Annotated in this window: 33 protein-coding genes; 2 read left to right on the top strand and 31 right to left on the bottom strand. The window is 47.6% G+C overall.

What is annotated here, in order from left to right:
* The first annotated feature begins 49 nt into the window (after window positions 1-49).
* Window positions 50-181 carry a hypothetical protein gene (locus M0L20_RS30125; RefSeq protein WP_262923907.1) on the top strand — a complete coding sequence of 44 codons (132 nt, stop codon included), beginning with the start codon at window positions 50-52 and terminating at the stop codon, window positions 179-181.
* Here the strand turns inward: M0L20_RS30125 and M0L20_RS13595 are convergent.
* Window positions 168-1,733 carry a terminase large subunit domain-containing protein gene (locus M0L20_RS13595; protein WP_248477483.1) on the bottom strand — a complete coding sequence of 522 codons (1,566 nt, stop codon included), beginning with the start codon at window positions 1,731-1,733 and terminating at the stop codon, window positions 168-170. The two genes, M0L20_RS30125 and M0L20_RS13595, sit on opposite strands and share 14 nt — an antisense overlap.
* A complete protein-coding gene (locus tag M0L20_RS13600) occupies window positions 1,726-2,235 on the bottom strand; it encodes a hypothetical protein (RefSeq protein WP_248477485.1) in 510 nt (169 codons plus the stop codon). Before M0L20_RS13600 ends, M0L20_RS13595 begins: the two co-directional genes overlap by 8 nt.
* 85 nt (window positions 2,236-2,320) lie before the next feature.
* Between M0L20_RS13600 and M0L20_RS13605 the strand changes: the two genes are divergently transcribed.
* Window positions 2,321-3,328, top strand: a complete 1,008-nt coding sequence (locus M0L20_RS13605; RefSeq protein ID WP_248477487.1) for an abortive infection system antitoxin AbiGi family protein — start codon at window positions 2,321-2,323, stop codon at window positions 3,326-3,328.
* A 42-nt stretch (window positions 3,329-3,370) separates the two neighbouring features.
* On the opposite strand, the gene M0L20_RS13610 is transcribed toward M0L20_RS13605, so the two are convergent.
* From M0L20_RS13610 to M0L20_RS13750, 29 genes are all read right to left on the bottom strand, one after another.
* Entirely contained in the window at window positions 3,371-3,943 is a 573-nt protein-coding gene (locus M0L20_RS13610) for an AAA family ATPase (protein ID WP_248477488.1), read from the bottom strand.
* Window positions 3,940-4,110 carry a SymE family type I addiction module toxin gene (locus M0L20_RS13615; protein ID WP_248477489.1) on the bottom strand — a complete coding sequence of 57 codons (171 nt, stop codon included), beginning with the start codon at window positions 4,108-4,110 and terminating at the stop codon, window positions 3,940-3,942. Before M0L20_RS13615 ends, M0L20_RS13610 begins: the two co-directional genes overlap by 4 nt.
* Before the next feature lie 71 nt (window positions 4,111-4,181).
* Window positions 4,182-4,388, bottom strand: a complete 207-nt coding sequence (locus M0L20_RS13620) for a hypothetical protein (protein ID WP_248477490.1) — start codon at window positions 4,386-4,388, stop codon at window positions 4,182-4,184.
* Window positions 4,389-4,672: 284 nt separating this feature from the next.
* Entirely contained in the window at window positions 4,673-5,494 is an 822-nt protein-coding gene (locus M0L20_RS13625) for an N-6 DNA methylase (RefSeq protein ID WP_248477491.1), read from the bottom strand.
* A gap of 34 nt (window positions 5,495-5,528) precedes the next feature.
* The gene (locus tag M0L20_RS13630; RefSeq protein ID WP_248477492.1) at window positions 5,529-6,164 is read right to left on the bottom strand and encodes a hypothetical protein; all 636 of its coding nucleotides are present in this window, start codon (window positions 6,162-6,164) and stop codon (window positions 5,529-5,531) included.
* 80 nt (window positions 6,165-6,244) lie between these two features.
* Window positions 6,245-6,997: a hypothetical protein gene (locus M0L20_RS13635; protein WP_248477493.1), complete on the bottom strand. Its 753-nt coding sequence runs from the start codon at window positions 6,995-6,997 to the stop codon at window positions 6,245-6,247.
* A 288-nt stretch (window positions 6,998-7,285) separates the two neighbouring features.
* The gene (locus M0L20_RS13640) at window positions 7,286-8,020 is read right to left on the bottom strand and encodes a GREB1-related protein (protein ID WP_248477494.1); all 735 of its coding nucleotides are present in this window, start codon (window positions 8,018-8,020) and stop codon (window positions 7,286-7,288) included.
* The gene (locus M0L20_RS13645) at window positions 8,002-8,619 is read right to left on the bottom strand and encodes a ParB N-terminal domain-containing protein (protein ID WP_248477496.1); all 618 of its coding nucleotides are present in this window, start codon (window positions 8,617-8,619) and stop codon (window positions 8,002-8,004) included. Before M0L20_RS13645 ends, M0L20_RS13640 begins: the two co-directional genes overlap by 19 nt.
* A 5-nt stretch (window positions 8,620-8,624) precedes the next feature.
* Window positions 8,625-9,281, bottom strand: coding sequence for a hypothetical protein (locus M0L20_RS13650; RefSeq protein WP_248477497.1), 657 nt, complete (start codon window positions 9,279-9,281; stop codon window positions 8,625-8,627).
* Between the two features lie 33 nt (window positions 9,282-9,314).
* Complete coding sequence (locus tag M0L20_RS13655; RefSeq protein ID WP_248477498.1) at window positions 9,315-9,581, bottom strand: hypothetical protein; 267 nt, start codon at window positions 9,579-9,581, stop codon at window positions 9,315-9,317.
* A gap of 195 nt (window positions 9,582-9,776) precedes the next feature.
* Entirely contained in the window at window positions 9,777-10,148 is a 372-nt protein-coding gene (locus tag M0L20_RS13660) for a hypothetical protein (protein ID WP_248477499.1), read from the bottom strand.
* On the bottom strand, window positions 10,129-10,341 hold the full coding sequence (locus tag M0L20_RS13665) for a hypothetical protein (protein ID WP_248477500.1): 213 nt from the start codon (window positions 10,339-10,341) through the stop codon (window positions 10,129-10,131). Before M0L20_RS13665 ends, M0L20_RS13660 begins: the two co-directional genes overlap by 20 nt.
* 64 nt (window positions 10,342-10,405) lie before the next feature.
* Window positions 10,406-11,083: a hypothetical protein gene (locus tag M0L20_RS13670; RefSeq protein WP_248477501.1), complete on the bottom strand. Its 678-nt coding sequence runs from the start codon at window positions 11,081-11,083 to the stop codon at window positions 10,406-10,408.
* Window positions 11,084-11,163: 80 nt separating this feature from the next.
* The gene (locus M0L20_RS13675; protein WP_248477502.1) at window positions 11,164-12,165 is read right to left on the bottom strand and encodes a hypothetical protein; all 1,002 of its coding nucleotides are present in this window, start codon (window positions 12,163-12,165) and stop codon (window positions 11,164-11,166) included.
* 67 nt (window positions 12,166-12,232) lie between these two features.
* The gene (locus tag M0L20_RS13680) at window positions 12,233-12,850 is read right to left on the bottom strand and encodes a hypothetical protein (RefSeq protein WP_248477503.1); all 618 of its coding nucleotides are present in this window, start codon (window positions 12,848-12,850) and stop codon (window positions 12,233-12,235) included.
* Between the two features lie 4 nt (window positions 12,851-12,854).
* Entirely contained in the window at window positions 12,855-13,697 is an 843-nt protein-coding gene (locus M0L20_RS13685; RefSeq protein ID WP_248477504.1) for a S49 family peptidase, read from the bottom strand.
* Window positions 13,698-13,770: 73 nt separating this feature from the next.
* Window positions 13,771-14,382: a hypothetical protein gene (locus M0L20_RS13690; RefSeq protein WP_248477505.1), complete on the bottom strand. Its 612-nt coding sequence runs from the start codon at window positions 14,380-14,382 to the stop codon at window positions 13,771-13,773.
* A 3-nt stretch (window positions 14,383-14,385) separates the two neighbouring features.
* On the bottom strand, window positions 14,386-14,910 hold the full coding sequence (locus tag M0L20_RS13695) for a hypothetical protein (protein WP_248477506.1): 525 nt from the start codon (window positions 14,908-14,910) through the stop codon (window positions 14,386-14,388).
* A 3-nt stretch (window positions 14,911-14,913) separates the two neighbouring features.
* On the bottom strand, window positions 14,914-15,408 hold the full coding sequence (locus M0L20_RS13700) for a hypothetical protein (protein ID WP_248477507.1): 495 nt from the start codon (window positions 15,406-15,408) through the stop codon (window positions 14,914-14,916).
* Window positions 15,408-15,737, bottom strand: a complete 330-nt coding sequence (locus tag M0L20_RS13705) for a hypothetical protein (protein WP_248477508.1) — start codon at window positions 15,735-15,737, stop codon at window positions 15,408-15,410. Before M0L20_RS13705 ends, M0L20_RS13700 begins: the two co-directional genes overlap by 1 nt.
* Window positions 15,738-15,743: 6 nt before the next feature.
* On the bottom strand, window positions 15,744-16,127 hold the full coding sequence (locus tag M0L20_RS13710; RefSeq protein WP_248477509.1) for a DUF1353 domain-containing protein: 384 nt from the start codon (window positions 16,125-16,127) through the stop codon (window positions 15,744-15,746).
* Window positions 16,124-16,573, bottom strand: a complete 450-nt coding sequence (locus M0L20_RS13715) for a hypothetical protein (protein ID WP_248477510.1) — start codon at window positions 16,571-16,573, stop codon at window positions 16,124-16,126. The genes M0L20_RS13710 and M0L20_RS13715 overlap by 4 nt, the downstream gene beginning before the upstream one ends.
* Window positions 16,574-16,603: 30 nt before the next feature.
* On the bottom strand, window positions 16,604-17,716 hold the full coding sequence (locus M0L20_RS13720; protein WP_248477511.1) for a hypothetical protein: 1,113 nt from the start codon (window positions 17,714-17,716) through the stop codon (window positions 16,604-16,606).
* A gap of 3 nt (window positions 17,717-17,719) precedes the next feature.
* A complete protein-coding gene (locus M0L20_RS13725) occupies window positions 17,720-18,310 on the bottom strand; it encodes a hypothetical protein (RefSeq protein ID WP_248477512.1) in 591 nt (196 codons plus the stop codon).
* Between the two features lie 187 nt (window positions 18,311-18,497).
* Window positions 18,498-18,956, bottom strand: a complete 459-nt coding sequence (locus M0L20_RS13730) for a hypothetical protein (RefSeq protein ID WP_248477513.1) — start codon at window positions 18,954-18,956, stop codon at window positions 18,498-18,500.
* Window positions 18,957-19,079: 123 nt separating this feature from the next.
* Window positions 19,080-19,436, bottom strand: a complete 357-nt coding sequence (locus M0L20_RS13735) for a hypothetical protein (protein ID WP_248477514.1) — start codon at window positions 19,434-19,436, stop codon at window positions 19,080-19,082.
* Entirely contained in the window at window positions 19,423-19,869 is a 447-nt protein-coding gene (locus M0L20_RS13740; RefSeq protein WP_248477515.1) for a hypothetical protein, read from the bottom strand. Before M0L20_RS13740 ends, M0L20_RS13735 begins: the two co-directional genes overlap by 14 nt.
* Window positions 19,838-20,173: a hypothetical protein gene (locus tag M0L20_RS13745; RefSeq protein ID WP_248477516.1), complete on the bottom strand. Its 336-nt coding sequence runs from the start codon at window positions 20,171-20,173 to the stop codon at window positions 19,838-19,840. The genes M0L20_RS13740 and M0L20_RS13745 overlap by 32 nt, the downstream gene beginning before the upstream one ends.
* On the bottom strand, window positions 20,170-20,643 hold the full coding sequence (locus M0L20_RS13750; RefSeq protein ID WP_248477517.1) for a hypothetical protein: 474 nt from the start codon (window positions 20,641-20,643) through the stop codon (window positions 20,170-20,172). The genes M0L20_RS13745 and M0L20_RS13750 overlap by 4 nt, the downstream gene beginning before the upstream one ends.
* Window positions 20,644-20,909 lie beyond the last annotated feature (266 nt).

The following is a 20,909-nucleotide window of genomic DNA, read 5'->3' on the forward strand; positions in this document are numbered from 1 at the left end:
GGCTGATCGCCCACGCTATAGCGAAACTGGCGACCGCCAAAACGAAAAAATGAATATATGCCGCCTACTTTTGGCGCTGACTCGCTCGACCGCGCAGGCGAGTGGGCGCGGTCGAGCATTGAAAACCGAAAACAAAAAATTAAAAATTCGAATCGACGATTCGTTGGCTATCGAATGGTAATGCCGCCAGTACGGGTCGTGCCACCGACTGGCACATACTTATGGAACTTCTTATAGAGAATATAATCGAAGCAGTCGCTTAAGTGTGTTGCGAACTCTTGAGGCAAAGCTTTGTTTCGTTCAGACGTTTTGATCTTCTCATAGGTTGTGCCATCGACAGGTGCGGACTGAAGGCTTATGAGTAAGGGTTTGCAAGTTGTCTCGTTGATCCGAATCTTAGGCAAACGAACATTTGTTTCTTGCAGTAAAGCATTGATAACACGATAACGAATCGAATAAGCGGGATAAGACTCTTGAACTTTGTCAACGATAGTCCAACCTTTCGCTGTTAGGGTGTCCTTGATAATACCGAAGTAGGTCTTATTGCGTCCAGCGTCTTTCTTATTAGCCCCATTGTCGCCATACACATACAACACCTTCTTACGGTGCCCTTTATACTTCTCAGCAAAGTCATTGGCCAGCTTCTCAACAAGGCTCTCGGTAGCGGTCTTAACAAACAGGGTGTCAATAAACCTATACTCCGAATGATGGTCCTGAGACAAGATCAGGGAGGTAAACACTGCGTTAAAATCCCAACTTGATTCTAGAGGCTTATTTGGGTCATAATCCAGACGCTGATCAGGAACATAAAGCCGCTTTTCATCATCGAACTGATAGCCATAAGCCATCGAATAGGCATGACGATTAGCATCCAGTGCGTGGTAAAAACCGTTAGGTATGCGCGTAACCCGGTGGTTCAGAATCTCCACCCCAAATGTCAGCTCATCACCACAGGCTTCGCGCTGATCATCGATGAACGAGCCGGGTAAAAACTCCAGATTATCATAGGCGGTCGATTCCATAAAAAAGTACTTATCTGGATTCGACTTTTGGAGTTCCTCGGTTTTATAGACCCATTGGCCCTGCGGTAGCCAGGGTGCCGATGTGAAATCGGCAATTAGCCAGTGTAGGGGGTGGTTAAAACCCTTCCGACCCGGACGCGGGTCTTTATAAATGTGCTTATTAGAGCGAACTGTGGGACGTAGTACCTTATTGTAAAACGTCTCTTTTATTGTGGCGGATTCGTCAATAAACAGCTGATCGAAGTTGGCACCCCGCGTGGTTTCTTCCCGATCCGCACTGACAAATTGTACGGTATAACCATTCACAAAGGCCAAACAGTTGTCAAACGTTCGAATCGGATTAATAGCCGTATGCCAGTGATCGGGCGGGCGGCGGTTAATCACATAATGACCGAAACCTGTTTTGGAGTTATACTCATATAATCCATGTTCCTCCAGTACTGCACCGGCTTGAGATAGAATAATATCTTGCACTTGTCGATAGGTCAAACCGGCTAGGCCGGCGCGCGCCCTGGGGAGTTGAAAAGCCGATTCAGCCATTAGGTGGCATAACTCGCGCGATTTACCCGAGCCACGAGCGCCCTGGAAGGTCGCCCGAAAACCGCCCTGATAGGCTACCCCATCTTTTTTAATGTCAGCCTCGTTGCTCGTACACGCTTGATGAAAGTGTAGCTGCTTGGCATTAAGCTTGATAATTGCTTCCTTACTCATTGTCTTGACCCTCCGAGCCATTAAAGTTGTTTACAACTACATTATTCTGAGTGTACTTGACAATACGGGCAGGCATCATTTCATCAGGGCTCAATGGCGACTGATCATCATGAATTTTCTGAAGTTTGGCGATTTCGCGGGTAGCCGCAATGATGGCTTCGGCATTCTTGTCCTTCACGGCAATGGACATGGCCACGTACAAGCCTTCAATTAGAATTTTACGCGAACCTTCACGGTCGATGTCTTCTACCTTGCCATAGAGCTTCGTCGATTCGGCCATTAGCTGGTATGCTTGGGAATACTTAAGGTTGTATTCCTGCATCAGCATATTGACCACCTGTTGCGGAGAAAACAGTTTACAGCGCCAGCCAAAGCACTTACGGTACTTCTCCAGCGTGGCTTGCTCTTTCGGGCTAAGTGGATTGTGGTGCAGTAAATGATCTCGAAATTTATCGAGCTTATCTGCTGGTTTGTTGTCGGTTTTTGTAAGGTCGGTCACCATATGAAAAAAGCTACCTACAAGAGTAGTAGGTAGCTTTTTGGCTTGGTAGGACTTAATTGTTAGTTTTAATCAAAAACATTGTGATATGTCGATCCTAAGCGCTAATACACTTTTTCATTTTACTGATAAGCTGCAATGGCTTATTAATATTTTAGATAAAGGATTTATTCCAAGGTGTAGCACAGAATTTGATGAAGGCAATAGCATTTTTGGAGATAATAAACATGGGTTGAATGTACCAATGGTGTGCTTTAACGATATTCCTATATCACAGCTAAGAAATCATATCGATTTATATGGTCGGTATGGAATAGGTCTAGAAAAAGATTGGGGTATCCAGGCAGGTGTTTCTCCGGTATTCTACTTGAACAAAGAATCTGAGTTTGTAAACGATTATCTACACATTGCGGGCGGGCTTCATAATATTTCCACAGTTTTAAATTCTCATGCTCAAAACAATCAGCTAAGAAGTGTTATATATGGCTTGACTCAACTGCAAGGCGAGCATTCAAGTCTAGACTTACATCAAATAGATGGAGATTTGTTCGATTTAGTAATTGCTTTCTCGGCGCTGAATAAGTACTATAAACCTTATAAGGGTACGTACAGAAGAGGAGATAAAGTATTTTATGATTATTGCTATTATGATGAGAGGGAATGGCGATATATACCAACTTTTAAAAACTCGGAAGATCAGACTGTACCTGAGTACTTGTATGAGTATTATCTTATGCAAATCTCAAAAAGAGATGATCCTGGAACGGTAGAAACATTAAAAAAGTCTTTAGAAAGATCGATAAAGGAAGGTATACCTGAAGAAAAAATTAGAAATTATAGTCCATCATCAATGATAGCTAGTGAAGAAATGAGAGTAAAATACAATGATGCTTTAGCCAGATCACCTCGTTATCATCTTGTGTTCGCTTTAAACAGAGTTAAGTATATCATCTTAGAGAGTGACACAGAGATAGGTCTTTTAATAAAAGCACTACGAAGCCTACAAGATACTCAACCGGAAAGGTTTACAGATGAGGCAATAAATCTAATATCAACTAAAATTATCACTTGTAAGCAGATTAAAGAAGATTTTTAAGAAAGCACGCCCAATAGATGAATTTATTGGGCGTGCTTTTATTTAATCAAATAGACTTGTCTCACTCGGGTTGCTGATTGCTTTCATGGCATTCAGGCGCATTTCTTTCTCACCTTCCACATAGCCCTGATTATCGAGCAGGGTGCCTTCGTCGAAGAAATGCCACCAGCTGCGTTTTAACTGCCGACCGCGTTCATTATGCTTGTCAAGCGCGAAATCGGGTATCTCCAGCTTTTGAAACGGATGGCGGAACCAGTGCCAGATCAGTGTCCAATCGACCATGCGCGATTTCTTACAACGACACAGCAGCAGTACGGCATGAGTGAGGAATAAACGCTGTGGCTCGTTCTTGTCTTCCTTCTTTTTAGCCTGTTCCTGATAGGAGCGATAGAGCGCCCACATGTTGGCTGGCATCATGGGCTCAGCCAAGCCCACGTCCTCACTGCTCATGATCCGCAGGCGCTTCCAGACATATTCGCCATAGCCAGAGTCGTACAGTTCGACGGCCCAATACATCGCCTGTTCCTCCAGGCCACGACGGATGCACTTCTGAAACGCACTACTACACTCAAAAAAATCGTACCCCTTCTTGGTTCTTAAATCGTATCTGCTCATGCTTCACTGATGATCTTATTTTTTTCGACTGTGACCTGTACCATTTGCTCGATAGCGAAGCCGGCGTTCGCCATCCATTTGCCCTGTAGGTTCAGCGAGGGCGAAAAAATTAGTTGTCTATAGACGTTTTTGCGGGCGCTGTATCCCAATTTTCGTTTTCTTTGCATCGACTGATTAAGAAGTTGAACATCCTTTGTCTAGTCAGAAGCCCGCAGGTCCCACTGCGGGCTTCACCTTTTTAGAACAGGCTTACCTGAGCTACATTGATCTGTTTCTTACGCATGCCTGAACGGATCGACATCCAAGCATCACGAACGCACTCGCCAAAAAACAACCAGGTGCCTTTTTTCCAGATGCGGTGCGCTTCCTGCATAATTAGCTTGAGCAAATTCTTCTTCTTGGTCATTTTCGGGTTCTCGAACGCCTGTGGTTTGCGGATATACATCAGAGTGGCAGGTCTAAAGTGATCGAAATACGAGTTGCCTGATAACCGGGAAATTCGGTCATGAAGAATACGAGAGCTGCGATTTCGCTAGCTGCTTGGACGAGTACGCAGCCTTGTCCCCAGACTGCCTTCGGTTCGTTGTAAAATACTTTGTAAGTGAACATCTTTTGTCTTGTAAATCAGTGTTTTAGTGGCTGACTACTCTGTAAAAGTCTCCCGACAGAACGGATATACAATTCGTCAATCCAAATAAATTTTGTTTATACGACCCATTTTTTTTAGGGTCAAAACAGGCTCATTTGCCCCATTTTTTCGGCTCTCTTTTGCTGTGGGGTTAAGGCTGATGCTTGGGCGGCTGCCGGTATTGGTGGTGGTAGATCAGGCTGTGTTTTGTTCTTCTCAGCCCATTCCGCTTTTTCCTTTTGCCACAGCTTCCAGCTATGGCATTCTTCCCGGCCTGTCATCGGCTCGATACTGGGACCACCACCTCGGTTTAGATAGCGGTTTATGTGGTAGCCAAAACGCCACTCGTCGGGCTGAAGGGAATCCATGCAAACCGCCTGACCAACGCAACCGTGAATACACATATTGACGGCCGTCATTTTTGCACAGATTGAATCCAGATCAGCACCAAACTGAAAGTTGCCCGGTGCCTTCGCATGGAAGGCCAACAGCATCCTTCCGGAACCACTACAGGGATCATTGACCAGCTGCCCTTTATCGGTTAAGCTCTGGTCGGCTCCCTGAATAGCGGTCATCATATCCACGAGGCTGGGAGGGGTAAAGAGCTGCCCTAGAATCTGCCGTTTGCTCTGGCTGGCTAATATCTCGTAATACGTGCCTAGCGAGTCGTACCAGTCGTTATCGCCTACAATTTGCTGGCTCTGGAGCCTAACCCATTCCTGCGTCATGCGCACGAACCAATCCAGATCGCCATATCGCTTCTTGAGTTGCTCGTAAATGCCCTGACGGACGGGCATAAATGATTCGGTCAGGAAGTCTACCCAATCGCGGAATGCTTCAGCGCAATCCCATCTGTAGTCATTTTCGGAAAATATCTTGTTTAGTGGCCGCAGCTCGTGCGGCACGTCGGTTGATTTTGGCATAGCGGTAAAATGAAAAACCCCTCGGTCGAGGGGCTTAGAATGGAACTACGATTTCTTCAGGTTTAGATTCATCTACTAGTCCGGTCAGGCTCTCGGCGTATCGCTTGCTAATTTTGAAGCCGAACAGATCAAGCCAGCGTGTTTCGAGTTCGTCCAACTGACGTTTTTGAACACTACGATACTTGCCCGGCTTCCAGGCGCGTACATATTCGACCAGATCGTTCTCGGTCACTTCACCATTGTAATACTCGCTGATCTCCATCGCCTGCACGTCCAGTGGGCTACCTTCCTTATCGAACCAGGCATTCGACACGTCGCTCAGCCAGTTCTTGTCGCCCCACCGTTCGAAATCAGTTTTGGGAAAAGGCCGTAGGCAGTCATTGATTGCGCCCTCTTTGCTGTAGTCGCACCGTTCCTCGCTCAGTAGCGTCAGGTAGATGCGTGAGAGCTCCAGCGGGTGTTCGCTGGTGGTACGTAGCAGATCGTCCGCTTCATGGGCTTCGAAAAAGTCAGGAATGACGGTTTCGGGGATGAACTGCATCGCAAAGCGTAGCAGCTGTTGGTGCTTATGGGAGGTGTCTATTTTCTGCCCGACACTCGTCGAAAATTGGGCGTACTCAGCTTCAGTGGCACCTTCATTGCGCTGGAAAAAATTGGTTTTGCTAGACATTGTAAACAGAGTGATTAAGTTGTTGAACTCTGTAAAAGTCTCCCAGCAAAACGGATTAACAACACGAAAATATTGAAAAATTAAACAGGATTTTGTTCTAATGTTGTTTTGTAATTTGCTTTAATACTATGTAAATCTTCAAGGATATCAGGATCATCCATTTTTAAAATGCTATCATTTAATAATTGCAATATTACTTTTTTCTGATTGTGTAACATCACTTTATCTATAATACTTAATTCATTATTTATGATTGATCTGCTATTAGCTAAAGCAAGATTTGAAATTCCTTTCAGTCTTAGTAAATCATTGTTTTTCTCTTCAATACTATTGGTTTTCCCATATACTTGAGTTAGAAGATCAATAATTAAAATAGATTCTAAGAAAGCATTATAACGTTTTTCCGCAAGTATGCTTGATTGCATCATTGTTTGTAGGATAAGTGCCATGCTAAAATTGTTACGTCTGTAATCATCTTTATTTTTTAAAAGTAACCCATCATTGATAGACATTTGCTCTGTTAAAATTTCTTCTACTTCTTTTCTTAGTGTTACTACTTCATACTTTATAACTCCCCATGATAATAGTCCAGCAAGCGCTAGTAATCCACCAACTAGGAGAGAGAATCTGTTAGCTTGATCGCTCATAGCATCTGAATAATAATCTTCCTTTATTTTGTAAAACTGTAATTCTTTTTGTAAGGAATCAGTCCGTTTTTGATAAATAGTTTCAATATTATTCATTCTGATTTTTAGAGAATCAGTCGGGTTTTTAGATAAACCAATGTTATTTAATAAAATTACCAACAGTGTAAATAGGATAAAGCGATTCATGGTATGGTAGCTTATTTAATTATTATAAAAGCCCCTAAACCGAATTGTTTGGGGGCTTTTACTTCAGTCTAAGAATCTACATTAAAGACTATTGATTCTCGAATAGAATAGTGAAATGATGATTAACACTTGTCGAGTTTCCAAATGTAGAAGTAGAAGTAGTGTGTTGAATAGACTTAACAATAAAGCCGTTTTGCTTCTCTTGGTCTATTATTGAATTGATTTCTTCATCAGTACGTGGAGCTGCGATTGTTCGACCCATCGGGGTATGAAAAATAATTTTTTGCATTAAAATGGTAGTTTAAGAGTTTTTTGAAAAGGGTGGCGTGGGTTCTTGCTTTTCTTCAGCGTGATCACGTCCGACCCGAATACGCCTTGAAGATAAGCAAAATCCTTTTCTTCAGCATCGAGGTTGCGGTGTTCAGCCTGACCACCTCGGCCAACAAACGTATCGATCTGGTTAAAGTAAAAACGCATATCCAAGTACGCCATGCGGTGTTTGTAGGCATTAAGGGCAGATATCCAGTAATCGCAGTTACAACGTATCTGCGTGTCCCACCAGAGGCCAGAGCCTTCGAGTAGGCCAAACGCACAGCCATTGACCCAACCAGAGAGTTGAATAGGCTTCATCGGATTGTACGCCTTTGGGTTTGGAGTATCGGCAAAACCGAACAAATAAATACCCATCTGCTTAGCCACGTCTGCCGAGTGCTGGATAAGGTCATAGACTTCGCGTGGCTCCATCATGATCTGTTCGCCACGATCCGTGTAAATACGTCTCACAGCGCTTATATCGTCATCGATCATGAAGACGCTACCGAAGTGCTTATAAATCCAGTTACGCTTAGCCTGTAGCCCGATAACGCTATCAGGATGGGTTACGATCTCGTCTGCTGGATTACACTTTCGATATATATCGCCCTGGCTGTCTGGAACGCAAATAATCGCCTGATCAACTACCTGTGTGGTGCGGATGCTCGTCCATCGCTTGTGTGAAGGAATAACTATTTTGACGCTTTCCATAGTTCGATGAATTTAGCAGCTGATACTACCCGCGTCATGCCCATTGTCTCGCTCTTATACGACTTCTCCTTTTCGCACTGGAGCAGCTCCGCAATGTGGTTGGCGTCAATCTCATTGGTGGCCACGATTACAAACGCATCATACTTTTCCGAAAACTTCGCCACAATCGGCATTTCGGGTACCTGCTCTTTGGCGGTCGCCTTTTCGTGGAGTTCTTCCATTTCAGCCAGGCTAATGCCGAAATCGTTTAGGTCCACATCGGCAAAGTGTTCACGAAGAATGTCATCAACCCAATCGCCACTAATGGCATTGGAGGCAATATTATACTCCTTAAACTCCTGATCCGTCAGCTGACGGTTTGGAACGCGCACGTCTATTAGATCGTCGCCACGTCCCAACTGAACGAGGGCCTTACAGCGCTGGTGACCTGCGAGTAAAATACCGTCGTAGTTGATAACAGGAATTTCTACCAGCCCAAACTTTTCTAACGATTCACGCAGTTTCTTCGACTGCTGGGCGGTCATCTTACGAGGGTTGTACTCGTAAGGCAGTAAGTCAACAACCTTACGTTGCTGAGTACTCCAGACTAATTTTTCCATTGGCGCTAACCTAATTTTATCTCGATTTCCTGAATCGCCAGATCAGTCTTCAGCAACTCCGTTTCCCATTCCAACCGCTTTTTCTCACTCGCTTTTGGGTCCTTCAACTTTGTCTTGAGCTTCGAGCGTTTGTCGATCAACCGACGCTTGTCGTACACCAACTGCAATTGCGTAGCATCGGTCTGAACAGGCTCCAGTACTGGGGCATCTACTTCGCCGTGGGTACGTTCTTCGGGTAAGAAGCGGTTACGCTCCAAGTAGCGTTTCTTATCCCAAATTGTCTCAATCTGCGCTTTAAGATCAAGGATTGGTTTAACCAGTTCCGGACACGAAACGGTAGGCGGTACCAGGTGAAGTTTATTGCTCAACTCCGCCATGCGCTTGTTTAGCTGGTCGGCCTGTTTAGACAGATCCGCCTGCATACTGTTGTACTCGTCGCCTTCAAGAATGCGACCGGTCGCAACTGGCTCGACTTCAACAACAGCTTTAACAGGCCGGGCCTGTGGCTGAGCAATGGGCCTGAAGTTGAGCTGCTCTTCCAAGTCAGCTAGTTTGCGCTTAGCTTGGTCGAGTTCGGCCTGTGTACAACGCTTCGCCCCTAAGAGCTTTTCAAGCGAACGAATGGTGGCCTGTTGTTGGCTGATCTGTGTCTGGAGATTCATTGACACAAAAAAACCGGCCCTAAGCCGGTTTCGTTAGGACGCTTCCTCGTCCTCATTCCCTTCATCGCCATTCCCCTCGTCCGGTTTATCAACGATCATTTGCCGGAAATTATTGAGGTTCTCCCGATACTCCCACGCTTGGTGGTCTTCGTGCGGGTCGAGCATCCAATCATGCGTCGGCATATTGTCCGGCAGGTTCAAGTATTGCTCTAACGTCAAACATAAATAAGCCGCATCGATACCGGCATCGTGAAGGTGTTTGCGCAGGTCGGTAAACCGGGCGGGTGCGGGGATAGACATTTATTGAGCCGGTTGGTCACTGCTAACACTCGTTTCACGAAACGACCGTGCCATACTTACAATGGCGTGCCAACCGGCCATGTCTTGGAGCATGAGCCGGCTGGTCGTTTCGTGAAATAAAAAAGTGTTAGCGGTACAAACATACGAAAAAAGCCCTACCTGTTTCCAGATAGGGCTTTTCTTTGGAGAGATAACTTACACTTGTGGTGCGTTGTCACCAGTTTGTTCCGGCTCCTCGGTCGGCTCTTGCTCCTTCGGCTGGCGAGCAGCTAGTTTCTCCTGCACCGCGAGTTGCAGCGCTTCTTTCTCAGCTTCACGGGCGGCGGCCTGTACTTCAGCAATCTGATCAGCGTCCATGCCCTCGTACTGAGCGTTCTCAGCGGCAATGGTCTTTGCCCTGTTCAGTGTGGCTACAATAAGCCCTAAATTGCTGAACGGGTCTTTCTCCATTGGCGAGTCTTTGAGGCTATTATCGGTCATCTCGTTCAAGATACGAACGGCTCCCTTACCGGCATTCTCCAACTGCTTGATAATGCCTTCTATTTTCTTACTGTCCAGCTTTTGCATTTTCTTGAATTTGTGCGGCTGGTGTAGCCACAAGTTCGATAAATCCTTTACCTACCTCGTGCTTCGAATATTGCTCTAACACGTCCTGCGGGGTGTTCTCATCAAGAACAATAGAACTTTCACCATTCACCAGCTTTACATTCTTAATTAACTTGAGCATTTTTTTTGGTATTTTATTGGTTTTACGTGTCATAAGTAGATAAAAAAAGCCCCTCCCGATTGAGAGAGGCTAGTTCACAGATTATGCATTGCAACGATTAAGCCGGAAGCGCAAGCGTCATCGCAGTCGGCAGAATTGGCGGTAAGAATGGGTAACCATCCCCTTTGAACTTAAAGTCGATCTGTAGCGGATCGTCGCCTTTAGCACCTGAATCGGTTGCTACTTCAAATTCAAGCGGCTGCCAACTGGTTCCAAGTAACTCGCGTGTCCCATTCTTATAGACAGCAATAACAACCCCGCCTTCGTTAAGGACCTTTTTGATAGCCGCCAGTTGACCTGCTTCGTAGCCGGCCATCTTGCACTCGCCCGAATGGGAACAGTTCTGGTAGCCAATCTTACCTTTCTGGTCACCTTTAACCCGGCAGGTGTCGAGGTCAAAGGTGACCACTGCGGCAGTGACACCGGTCTTTACCGGAAGGGTAGTAGGAACCAACAAACCCTCTGCTACGTCAGCTTCCATAGGAAAGTCGCTGGTGAAGTCCGATGCACCATACATGTACAATTTGAGGATACCACCCAGGTTTGATTTTTGGCGCTCTTTGCGGCTCATGCTGGTTAAACTAACCGTGGCCATGCCTAGCGTGACACCATCGGGCCCCATAAAGAAATCATGTACCGAGGGCGGAACAACGGCCTGCACTTCAGTGGGCGCAATCATGCTGGCCACGAGGATCAGCGAAAACAAAATGGAACCGAGAACTCGGAAACTTTTCATGGAATTAAGAGAGAATATGTGTGGATTGCTTAAAAGAGCGTTGAACATCCTTTATCTCGACACAAGCCGAGGGGTACCGATTACTTGTTGTTCATAAAGATTACCCGGCCATCAGCGTAGTTAATGCCGAACTCGCCATCGATGAAGATTTTGATATTTCGGTCGGCCTTCTCCACTTGGATGCTTGGCACATCTTCTGCATCTTCTTCAGGTCCCAATACTGCGAAATTGCCGTCAAGTGTGATGATGTGCTTAGACGTACCTTTCAGCCACGAGCGGGGTTCAAGCGTGATGTTCGGCAGAGCTGATAGCTTCAGCACGTTGCCGTCGCGGTACACAATCTGAGAGCCATTTGACACCTGAGCATTCAACGCGTTGACTGCATAGACGTAGTGAACGGGATCGATTATAAACACACCAGTTTCATCCAACGGTTCATCCATTGTCTCAAAGAAACGCATCGTCAGTTTCTGGATTTCAGACAGGATGTTGCTCTCGTTGATCGTAGCCGCAGCTGTGATCATGTTGTCTGCGGGAATGTCGCCCACTGCACCCGTACCAGTAGTCGCGTAACCCTGATCCAACAGAATGTCCAGACCGTCCGTAATATCAACGTGGCTTGTACCATCGGCTTTGTAAACGCCTTTATAGATCGCACCTTGAATATCCTTGCCGATCTGACGATTCACTTCACCCATGTACCAGTTCATGGCCGGGAATGAATAGATATCGCTCGGGTCCATCGCCTGTTTCCGAGCCAGATACGTTTTGCTCCAGGCATAAATCTGCTGTTCGCTCAACTTCAGGTTGACTTGGAAGGGTAGCAATTGGCCTTCGCGGTTAGCCAGGCTAACGCCACCTTTAAAGTTCGGATCGCCACCCTTACGACCAGGCTGAACCATCGGATCGGAAGACGAACGGATCAGAGGCACTTTATCCCGAATTTTATAGCCGGTGAATAGCCGGTCCTGCTTGATCTTAAATCCGTTCGACAGATTTAAGTGAAAAATGGTGGAGTAGTCTGCGACGTTCTCCTTTAGCTTGTTAGCTAATTTGTCAAGATTAAGCGAAGTGCCTGCCACTTGAAAAAAAATTAGATGTGAATAGAAGAATTAAAAAAATTAATAAGGTGTGGATAGGAGCAATATCTTACTCCTGTACGGGTACGTCGATGTCTGCCATCAGTCCCGCGCCCGGATACTTCGCTTTCAGTTTAGCCAGCTTATCTTGGTGCGCCTGATCCTTAGCTGATAGCTCGCTTTCTGCTTTCTGTTTGCCCTGCCCGTTGGTCGAATCGCCCGAAACGTGGGATCCATCCATAGCCGCTTTGTGGGCATCCCATGCGGCTGCTTTGGGTGTCAGTTCGGTAATTTTCGTGTTGGCGGTCGTCAGATCGGATTGTGCCTTGGTCAACTCGGCTTTCGTGCTGGTCAGATCATTCGCCACGCTCTGATTGCCCGAAGCCTGCGCGGTGAGCCGGATTTGTACTTCCTGCGCGTCAGCCGTAAACCCTTTGAGTTCTTCGGCGCTGAGCTTGCCGGCAAGCGTTTTGTGGCTATTCGGAAACAAAGCGGCCAACGTCGCGTCTGCGGTTGGTTCTTCGGCTTTGGGTGGTTCAACAGTACCTGACTGGTGTTGCTGAAAAACAACCGACGCTTCCTGCTCAGCTCTATTGAAATCTTCCTGACTGGCGTTTTCAGAAAAGTGCTTAAAAAGGGTAGGGAAGTGCTTTGCCAGAAAGCTACCCGACTGCGTGTTTTTGGACATTGTATTATTGAAGTTGAAGTACTCGCTTGTAAGCCTTGTTCATGTCGCCAGTCGAATCAGCCAAGCCTAGCTTAATTGCATCCTGCGCGTTGTAGACCTTGCCTGTCCAGATCGAATCAGACGTGAGTTTCGAGCCACGTCCGGCACGAATGCCTGATTTGAATGCTTTGTTGGCCGCATCCAGATCCGCCTGAATTTGGGCTTCGGTTTCTTCGTCCAGTTCCTCGTAGGGGTTGAGTTTGGCCTTATCGATAGAGCCGGTCGAACGATAAATCTGCACATCTAAGCCCTGCTGTTCCAGCGCCTTCGATACATTCGTATGAATGTAAATCGTACCGATAGAGCCGATTTTTGCCAGCGGACCGGTTCCCATCATGATCTCAGTCGAGGGAGCCGCTGACCACAGGGCGGCACTGGCGCAAAACGTGATCTGTGAAATGACCGGCTTTTTGCTGGCGAGGTAGGCCACAGCCGCATTGAACTCGTCGGTCGAATCGACGGTACCACCGCCCGAATTGTAGTTTAGAATTGCCCCTACCTTCGAATCATCTTCAGCTGCTTTGTAGATCAGCTTCATCAGGAAGGTATTCGAGAAATAGTTGTCGTAGGTGTAGCCCCGCGACATGGTACCCTGAACAGGGATGACAGGAACGTGGCCATTAATCGACAGGTAATCAATCCACGCCTTTTCGTAGGAGTAGTCAGCTGCTTTTAACAGGTGATCGGGCAGTTGCGCTGAATAGCCCAGTACGTTGCTTTGAAACAGATCACCTTGGATTGCTGCTTTTATGGCATTCTCGTGGATTTTGGCGATAGCCCACGCACCTGAAAGAAAATTGCCCGTCATGTGTATGCGTCGAATTAAGACGTTACAAACATGGCGGGCTAGAAAGCCAGTTAATAGGACAGAAAACCGCTACTCAGGCGACCAGTGAGAGGAATAGACGTTCACCCGCATTGGCCATAATTCCGGTCGTCAGGTCTAAGGATGCAGCGGCAAAGTTGGGTACGTTGGATTTGCGGAACGTTCGGGGTAAACTACCGCTGGGAATGCGGGCGTTTATTTCTGAATGACCATTTGCGGTGTTGAAGCCAGGTGAATTGCCATCAACGATAATGCCAATCAGATAGCGCATACCTGCTACCAATGTATAGGGAGCGTCGAAGGCAATCCGGTTCCATCCCGAATAGTCTCGGTAGTTTGGCCCCGCATTCCCAACCGCTAGTCGGTTGCCACTCAGATCGAACAAAGCAATCGCGTTGTTGTAATTGTTGTCATACTGAAAGGCCGTAAAGTTGATCCGCAGAGCCACCCCGCCAACCGTGATCGCAGCCGGCGCAATGACCTGACAGAAGTAAGGCTGCTGGCTCGTTAGTCCCAACCGCGAATCGGTACTAATGTCGATTAGCCGGTCACTGGCGACCAATAACCCATTAATAACCGAATCCGGATTGTGATTGACCCAGCTGCTACCAACAGGCGTCGATACTTCCTGTAGATCACCATCGGCGCGAACACTGAGCTGACCCATTGACTACGAACGATAAATGACCTGTGTAGAAATAGCCAGCTGTAACGTTTGTGCATCAAGTGCGGTACCAACAACTTGCAAGAAATTGCCCGAACCGACAGCTGCCGATTGGGTAATCTTGCCGGCTTGGGTAGCACTTAGATAGACAGGTGTACCCGGCGTCAGACCCGAAAAGCCCGAAACGGGAATTCGAGCGAATACCGTCGCCTGAGCACCTGACGCGGTAGCTGACGTAACAATGCCCACCGCGCGGGTAGACCCGTTGGACCCTGCGATGGCCTTCTTGATTTTGTTGGTCGTCGAACCCGAATCATAGTACACATAGACCAGATCGCCCGCTACCAGCGCTTCACCGGCCACGTAACCTTTGCCGTCAAGGGAGCCGACGAGGGAGGGGTCTAGCTGCCCGTTCGGGCCGGTAACTGGAATCTTACCGGCATCAGCGGCCCCCGCAGATGTAGCGATAGCGGTGATCTCTTTAATATCGCTACTGGTATCGTCGATGGTTAAAAACTTGTTATTTGCCATTGTTTATGTAAGAAAGAAAATTGGTTGCTGTAGAATTAAAAGCGTGTCGGCTTTGATGGCTCGCAGGATTTTATGCACGAATACCAACCCTTCGGAGCGCGTGACGTGCCAGCGCCCAACGGCACCGGCTACAAAGCTCTGACCAGCCGTAAGGGTGCCTGCGGGAAAGGCGACTTCGCCCGACGTGCGCACATGCACCGCCTGCCCCGGATCAGCCGAGTTGAGGGCAATGCCCACGAACGCATAGGCATGATCAGCGCGAGTAGCATCATAGGGAACGAGGCCACTGGCGGTAAGCGCCACGGCTGCCCGGTCAATTATGGGTACCTGCGCGATATACGAAACGTCGCTATCGCCACCGGCAAAAACGACGGTACCACCCGTACGCACGAGTCGAACGGGTGTCATGGGAGGCCGCAGCAGGGGCACTTGGTTGGCGGTTACCCGAATCAGCTTAATGGGCTGACGAGCCGGGCGAATGAGTTTAATGACTTCCATTATTCGACAGTGAGTATAATGGTGACAATGTTTTCTCGCTCGTCCCCGCGTTGCTGATAAACATCCAGTCGGTACTTGCCCGGCTTTAGGCTGTTCATAATCAGCGTCGCTACCTCAATCATGACCACGCTGTCCTGTGGCATACTCATGGTAGCCGTATACAGCCGACTGCCCGATGAATCCAGCAGATCACCCCGTAGGTTAGCTTCTTCCACGCTGGTATCAGGGTGTTGCTCGTCATCCACAAATAGGGAAAAGGCCAGCGCAAAGCGTTCTTTGCGACTGACCTTAATAAGCATTTCAGGGGCGGTGTAATCCTGCTGAACCATAAGAGTTTAGTTTATCCACCAGCTGCGACCGAACAGGCGGCAAGCTAGGTACATACAATAGTTGCGAATGGGCTTATTAGGCTCGACTAGCTTCAGCTGTTCATAGAGTTCCTGATCAGCCAGGCGTCGCGCTTCTTTCATGCCCAATTCTTTCTGAAAGAGCCGGTTATCATACCACCAGTCGTGTAAAATCGTCGCCCGGTTGTGACGACCGATGGGCGGGAAGAAGCCCCATAGGATCATCGGTACCGACGCAAAATCGGTGGTATAGCCACGCGGTACGGTGACTTTACCCGCCTTTGTCTGGTAGGTTACGGAGTAAACCAGCTCCCATCGATCAGATTTGAGCCGGTCTTCTTCTTTGTAGCGAACAATGATTGGCTGGTTCATAGATCACCGCGCGCGTCGCTGTTGCTGATTTCGTTACCCATCAGGGCGTACAGCAGTTGAGCCACCGGCGTTTTATCGTTGATCGTCAAACCCATCTTTTTCAGATCGCCCAGGGTAACCGCCTGAAAATAGTCGCGCTGGGTAATTACCCCTTCCCCCGGAGTTGTAACGACCTTGCCGGTTGCAGTATCGACAAAAGCACCTGCGGTCTGGCGAGTGACAATTTGCTCCTGATAACGGGCTAGCGCATTCTGCTTCTGAACGGCGCTCAGGCTGGCATCCTGCTCAATGAGTTCAGTGATCGGCTTACCTGTATCGTTGACGGTGACGATGCGGACCTGCTGCACCATGTTTAAATCGCGCAGAATTACGAACGATTCGTGGTAGGCGATGCGGTTAAAACCCGTTACCGCTTCGGGAGAAATGGATTTCTGGATGGTTTGCATTAGAAAAGCGATAAAAAGGTTGGGAAAGTCTTACCAAGATTGGAGTTGCATCCGTCGCCAGCCCTGCGTTGTTTTGTGGTAGAACCAGGTATCGTCCCAAGCGACGCAGCCCGGCTGACCATTTGGATCGTTGGGTCCCGAAGGTGTATAGCGGTTCTCCAATCGCAACTGGTCATAGCCGTTTGGCCCCTTCGCATGGAGCCGGGCGGTAGGGCTTGGGGTACCAATACCCACATTTCCAACCGTATCAATACGGAATCGTTCGGGAAAAGCGCCCCCACCATACCCTTGAATAATGAACGCATCCGATCCGGCTGGAACCCCGTAACGCCAAATGCCGATACCGGCTTGGTGAATTTGAATGAGCGCTCCAATGCCGCCCGATAGCCGGGTATTCTGGAATTGGGCTAGTACAGCATCAACCGGATTGTCGGCCTGTACATCCAATTTAAAGCCCGGCGTAGCGGTGCCAATACCCACCTGACCGTTGCCCAAAATAACCATCAATAAGTTGCTCGTAGCGGGTGAGCTGCCCGCGTAAAAAGCATGTTTTGAGGTTATTGCATCAACTTGGTAGCGGAGCGTACTGGCATTGATACCAAAGCCGTAAAACTGGTGATCATTGCCCGTCGCATCGTTCAGTACGATCTTCCGATTGGCGACCTCATTGCTCAGTCGAAAGACTTTTGTCAGCGAATCAATAACGAAAGCAAATGCCGCTCCTGACCCCCACGGCCCAAACTTAAACACGCCATCGCGGTCGATGCCAATCTTGTCGATACGCAGGCCGGGGTGGTGCAACTCGATATAAGCCGGACCACCATTTTGCGCACTGACGCGCATACCTGCCTGATCATTGGGTACTTCCGCCAGTTGCTTATTGTCAGTGTTTTTGGTGTAGGCTTCGATGCCACCCTTAAACCGCGTAACACCTACTCGGTACACGTCGTCGGCATTGGCTCCGCCCGGTTGATTATCACTGCTCTTTAGCCAGGTTGATAGGTTGCCATTGATACCACTCGCTACCCAATCCACTATTTTTTTCAGGATCGTAATAATGTTCGTAACACGAACACCTCGATAGCCTTTATTAGCTAATTCGTTGTCGATATCGTTTTTTATCGACGTACCGTCTGCTGCCATGATTTAAGATTGAAAGTCGTAAGAATACCCATTCGAGAATTCAGTCGAGAAGTCGGAATCGGACTCCACAAACAAGCCGGGATCGTTAAAGAAATAATACGGCTGTTTGGTGACCGTGCCCCAAGCAAAGGTGTAATTGTTGGGCCTGCCGCTGAAGTCAGCTATAAAGCGTAGGGGCTGCTTCGCGGTGCCGATGACCTTGTAGAGTCCGTTAGCGTCTAAGCAGATCGCCACAAACTTGCGTCCTGACATACGCTGAACTGCCAGCGCAGTAGTGGGATGGTCGCGCGGTACGTCCAGCACGATCCGCTGATTGTAGACTACACCCTGAACCGAGTTAGCTGCCTTTTGCTCATGGTTGGCCCGATCAGGCGGAAAGCGAAACTCAATTAGCGTAGCATCTTCGCCCAGATTAAGCCCGGTCGGAGACAGGAGCCAGTTCGATGTGAGAAAACCCGGCAGGGTGCGCGGGTCGATGACTCCCAACAAATGTCGAGCCTCGATCAGCCAAAGCCGACGGAGACCCGGAACATTTGCCTGACCGCTCTGTTTCGGTAGTGCAGGAATCCCAGAAGTACGGTCGATAGGGTTCATGGGGCAAAGTAGGCGTTTCTACTGCCCAAATGGTAGGACGCAAAAAAGGCCCTTTCCAGAGAGGAAAAGGCCCTATGCGCTGAATAGCGAAGCTTTTTTTAGGTGAACAAGTTGGAAAACGAGCGAACAACTCTGAAAATCGGTGAACACCCCCCCAAAACAGGTGAGTAAGTGCCCCTACTTTTTTTTAAGCGGCCTGGAGCTTCTTGGCCATATAACGTTGGTGGTCGCGCCATTTTTTTCGCAGGCTGTCGGCTGGTACCATGTCTTCGGTAATACCGTATCGCTCCATAAAGCTGTTTACGGCCTCGTAGTCGGATATGCCCAAATACAACGAGGTTTCCATACATTCCAAAAATGTCTGCGCAAAGATGTGATTGAGCAGCTTGGACATTAACAGTAATTTGGCTGGATGGATAAAATGATTCTTCAGCGAATCGGGATACAGAAGAATGATCGACGTGTTTTCGTCGATTTCTGATTTAGGCAGTACGTGACGGTATCCAACTTTCTCGCAGGCAATTTCGGCCATCACACCCAGCATTGATTTTTTAGTCATATCAATAGTGGTCGTGTTGTTGCCGTAACGAGCAATGACAAATTGACGAACGTGGTTTTCTTTAATGGGTATACGTGTTTTGAGCATATGAAGAAAGTAGGCAAGATTACTTATATTTATAGCGCCAACTAGTAACCTTTCCCGACTAATCATTTTGCAAGCCCCTCGCTGCCAACGAGGGGCTTTCGTTTGCCGTTACAAAAGTGGTATTTATGAAACATCGAGGTTAGGACTGCCATTCGGCTCGTAGTGAGTAATGTCACCCGTTTGCAGATCCGGTACCGCGATCATGACTTCCCCATCGTTGAGCGCCTGAATGTAGGCATGGGTTTTCTGCAATTCAGTAACGGTTTCGCAGTTAGCCAGCTTGTAAGCCAGTTGCACAATTGTATCGCGCATGACGCCAATCGGCTCAAATTCCTCCTTGCTAAGCTCCGCCTTTAACCGGGCTTGGTGGCGCTCCGCTGCTTTACCTATGGCATCTTTATTAGGCGATTCCGCCAACAGTATATACGTCATCTGCGTCAGTAGATAATTTACTACTTTATTCTTGTTACTTGGGCTCATAATCGAGTTTTAGTTGATTGTGGTGGCGGCCAGTTGGCCCGTACATTCTTCGTTGTGCATTGTCCTTCCGGTCGTGGGTCAGGTGGCACGTCTGACACATGGCTTTCAGGTTATGAAAGCGGTTGTTCTTCTCGTCGTGATCAAGGTGCGAAACCGTCAGTATGACAACACAAACCTTGTTGGTATCATGCGAGTAATCCCAACCTATTTTTCCATTATAGGTGTCTCGCCACTCCTTCGCTTCCTGATACGTAGCAAAGCCAGTTTCAGGCGGATCGTCTTCATCTGGAGAGAACCATTTACCCTGTATCCAGAAGCCGACGGAGTAGTTGAGCAGGCCGCAAACCTCACAACGATTCTTGGCCCTACGGAACCTGATCAGATAGCTAATTAGTTTCCATTTAGGGTGATACTTCTTCCGATCTATCGGCATTCGGCACGATATTAAAATCTTCGTCTATTAATTCTGATAGCATGTAAGAGGCCAGAACGATCATTGCCTTCGTGCTTTCTATCGACTCTTCGTCCATATTAGACAGATCCTCAACTTTGTCGAGCATTTTGTCCGCTACCTCCATGTAGCTTTGTGTTGTGCCGTATTGAATCATGACAATTACAGCCCTGTATTCTCGAAGTCCAGCCTTGAATACTGAATCGCCTACTTGCAACGCGCACGTTCGGGCAAACTGGCACGTCTGCTCCAACATACCCCTCATTTCATCGTCTATAGTGATCATCGGATAGAAGGAGATTTAAGATTATTAAAAAAGGATTGAGCCTTCGTTTGGTCAAAGGATGCCAACGCGTCTATTGCTGGCTTACGCTCTGGAAAATCAAGCTTAACACTCATCGTTACCCCTTCATATTCCGTACGGATTATCAATTGATAAGCATCGTCTTCATTTTCGACAGTAAGCAAAACCTGAGCATGGTCAGCTTCCAAAATAAACAGTCGAGCGAACTGGTGTAAAGACCCGTTTGCAACATCCTCGGTAAACATCACACCTTGTTCAGCTGGAGTCATTTTTGACCTAAGACGCTCAAGACGCCTGATAGCCGATTCGAGCCGTTTGTATCGTCTGGCAGCTTCATCCCGTTTAAGTTGTGGTTTAGTCCCTCTGGTAAGATCAGGGTACTCCTGTTTACGCACATCGAATTCGCGGTTCAGTTCTTCTAGTTCTTCGTCAATCGTTATTACTCGTGCCATTTTTTTCAGTGGGTTGACTGGTTGACCGGAAAACCCTGTTTTTTGTACAATTTTTTCGATAACTACTTGATCTTTAGCTTATCCCACCGGTCAACTAGAGTCAACTAAAGCCATGTTTTTTAGGAGCTAAGTGATTGATACTCATTCGGCTCGGTCAACTTTTTGGGGTTGACTTTAGTTGACCGCCAGTCAATTTGGGTCAACGTTACTTGGTTGACTTTTTTTAATGGGAATCAGCGAGTTAGAGGCCGAAACACCACAGTTTG

This window comes from Spirosoma liriopis, from assembly GCF_023196085.1.
Classification (GTDB): Bacteria; Bacteroidota; Bacteroidia; order Cytophagales; family Spirosomataceae; genus Spirosoma; species Spirosoma oryzicola.

Coding starts and splice junctions, on each gene's coding strand:
- M0L20_RS13715 (WP_248477510.1), bottom strand. CDS start 16,573: ATGCAAACCATCCAGAAATCCATTTCTCCCGAAGCGGTAACGGGTTTT.
- M0L20_RS13630 (WP_248477492.1), bottom strand. CDS start 6,164: ATGTCTAGCAAAACCAATTTTTTCCAGCGCAATGAAGGTGCCACTGAA.
- M0L20_RS13730 (WP_248477513.1), bottom strand. CDS start 18,956: ATGCTCAAAACACGTATACCCATTAAAGAAAACCACGTTCGTCAATTT.
- M0L20_RS13720 (WP_248477511.1), bottom strand. CDS start 17,716: ATGGCAGCAGACGGTACGTCGATAAAAAACGATATCGACAACGAATTA.
- M0L20_RS13645 (WP_248477496.1), bottom strand. CDS start 8,619: ATGGAAAAATTAGTCTGGAGTACTCAGCAACGTAAGGTTGTTGACTTA.
- M0L20_RS13660 (WP_248477499.1), bottom strand. CDS start 10,148: ATGCAAAAGCTGGACAGTAAGAAAATAGAAGGCATTATCAAGCAGTTG.
- M0L20_RS13625 (WP_248477491.1), bottom strand. CDS start 5,494: ATGCCAAAATCAACCGACGTGCCGCACGAGCTGCGGCCACTAAACAAG.
- M0L20_RS13665 (WP_248477500.1), bottom strand. CDS start 10,341: ATGACACGTAAAACCAATAAAATACCAAAAAAAATGCTCAAGTTAATT.
- M0L20_RS13650 (WP_248477497.1), bottom strand. CDS start 9,281: ATGAATCTCCAGACACAGATCAGCCAACAACAGGCCACCATTCGTTCG.
- M0L20_RS13610 (WP_248477488.1), bottom strand. CDS start 3,943: ATGAGCAGATACGATTTAAGAACCAAGAAGGGGTACGATTTTTTTGAG.
- M0L20_RS13595 (WP_248477483.1), bottom strand. CDS start 1,733: ATGAGTAAGGAAGCAATTATCAAGCTTAATGCCAAGCAGCTACACTTT.
- M0L20_RS13600 (WP_248477485.1), bottom strand. CDS start 2,235: ATGGTGACCGACCTTACAAAAACCGACAACAAACCAGCAGATAAGCTC.
- M0L20_RS13690 (WP_248477505.1), bottom strand. CDS start 14,382: ATGGGTCAGCTCAGTGTTCGCGCCGATGGTGATCTACAGGAAGTATCG.
- M0L20_RS13680 (WP_248477503.1), bottom strand. CDS start 12,850: ATGTCCAAAAACACGCAGTCGGGTAGCTTTCTGGCAAAGCACTTCCCT.
- M0L20_RS13640 (WP_248477494.1), bottom strand. CDS start 8,020: ATGGAAAGCGTCAAAATAGTTATTCCTTCACACAAGCGATGGACGAGC.
- M0L20_RS13735 (WP_248477514.1), bottom strand. CDS start 19,436: ATGAGCCCAAGTAACAAGAATAAAGTAGTAAATTATCTACTGACGCAG.
- M0L20_RS13725 (WP_248477512.1), bottom strand. CDS start 18,310: ATGAACCCTATCGACCGTACTTCTGGGATTCCTGCACTACCGAAACAG.
- M0L20_RS13695 (WP_248477506.1), bottom strand. CDS start 14,910: ATGGCAAATAACAAGTTTTTAACCATCGACGATACCAGTAGCGATATT.
- M0L20_RS13685 (WP_248477504.1), bottom strand. CDS start 13,697: ATGACGGGCAATTTTCTTTCAGGTGCGTGGGCTATCGCCAAAATCCAC.
- M0L20_RS13605 (WP_248477487.1), top strand. CDS start 2,321: ATGTCGATCCTAAGCGCTAATACACTTTTTCATTTTACTGATAAGCTG.
- M0L20_RS13655 (WP_248477498.1), bottom strand. CDS start 9,581: ATGTCTATCCCCGCACCCGCCCGGTTTACCGACCTGCGCAAACACCTT.
- M0L20_RS13710 (WP_248477509.1), bottom strand. CDS start 16,127: ATGAACCAGCCAATCATTGTTCGCTACAAAGAAGAAGACCGGCTCAAA.
- M0L20_RS13700 (WP_248477507.1), bottom strand. CDS start 15,408: ATGGAAGTCATTAAACTCATTCGCCCGGCTCGTCAGCCCATTAAGCTG.
- M0L20_RS13615 (WP_248477489.1), bottom strand. CDS start 4,110: ATGCAAAGAAAACGAAAATTGGGATACAGCGCCCGCAAAAACGTCTAT.
- M0L20_RS13620 (WP_248477490.1), bottom strand. CDS start 4,388: ATGTATATCCGCAAACCACAGGCGTTCGAGAACCCGAAAATGACCAAG.
- M0L20_RS13740 (WP_248477515.1), bottom strand. CDS start 19,869: ATGCCGATAGATCGGAAGAAGTATCACCCTAAATGGAAACTAATTAGC.
- M0L20_RS13635 (WP_248477493.1), bottom strand. CDS start 6,997: ATGAATCGCTTTATCCTATTTACACTGTTGGTAATTTTATTAAATAAC.
- M0L20_RS13670 (WP_248477501.1), bottom strand. CDS start 11,083: ATGAAAAGTTTCCGAGTTCTCGGTTCCATTTTGTTTTCGCTGATCCTC.
- M0L20_RS13750 (WP_248477517.1), bottom strand. CDS start 20,643: ATGGCACGAGTAATAACGATTGACGAAGAACTAGAAGAACTGAACCGC.
- M0L20_RS13745 (WP_248477516.1), bottom strand. CDS start 20,173: ATGATCACTATAGACGATGAAATGAGGGGTATGTTGGAGCAGACGTGC.
- M0L20_RS13705 (WP_248477508.1), bottom strand. CDS start 15,737: ATGGTTCAGCAGGATTACACCGCCCCTGAAATGCTTATTAAGGTCAGT.
- M0L20_RS30125 (WP_262923907.1), top strand. CDS start 50: ATGAATATATGCCGCCTACTTTTGGCGCTGACTCGCTCGACCGCGCAG.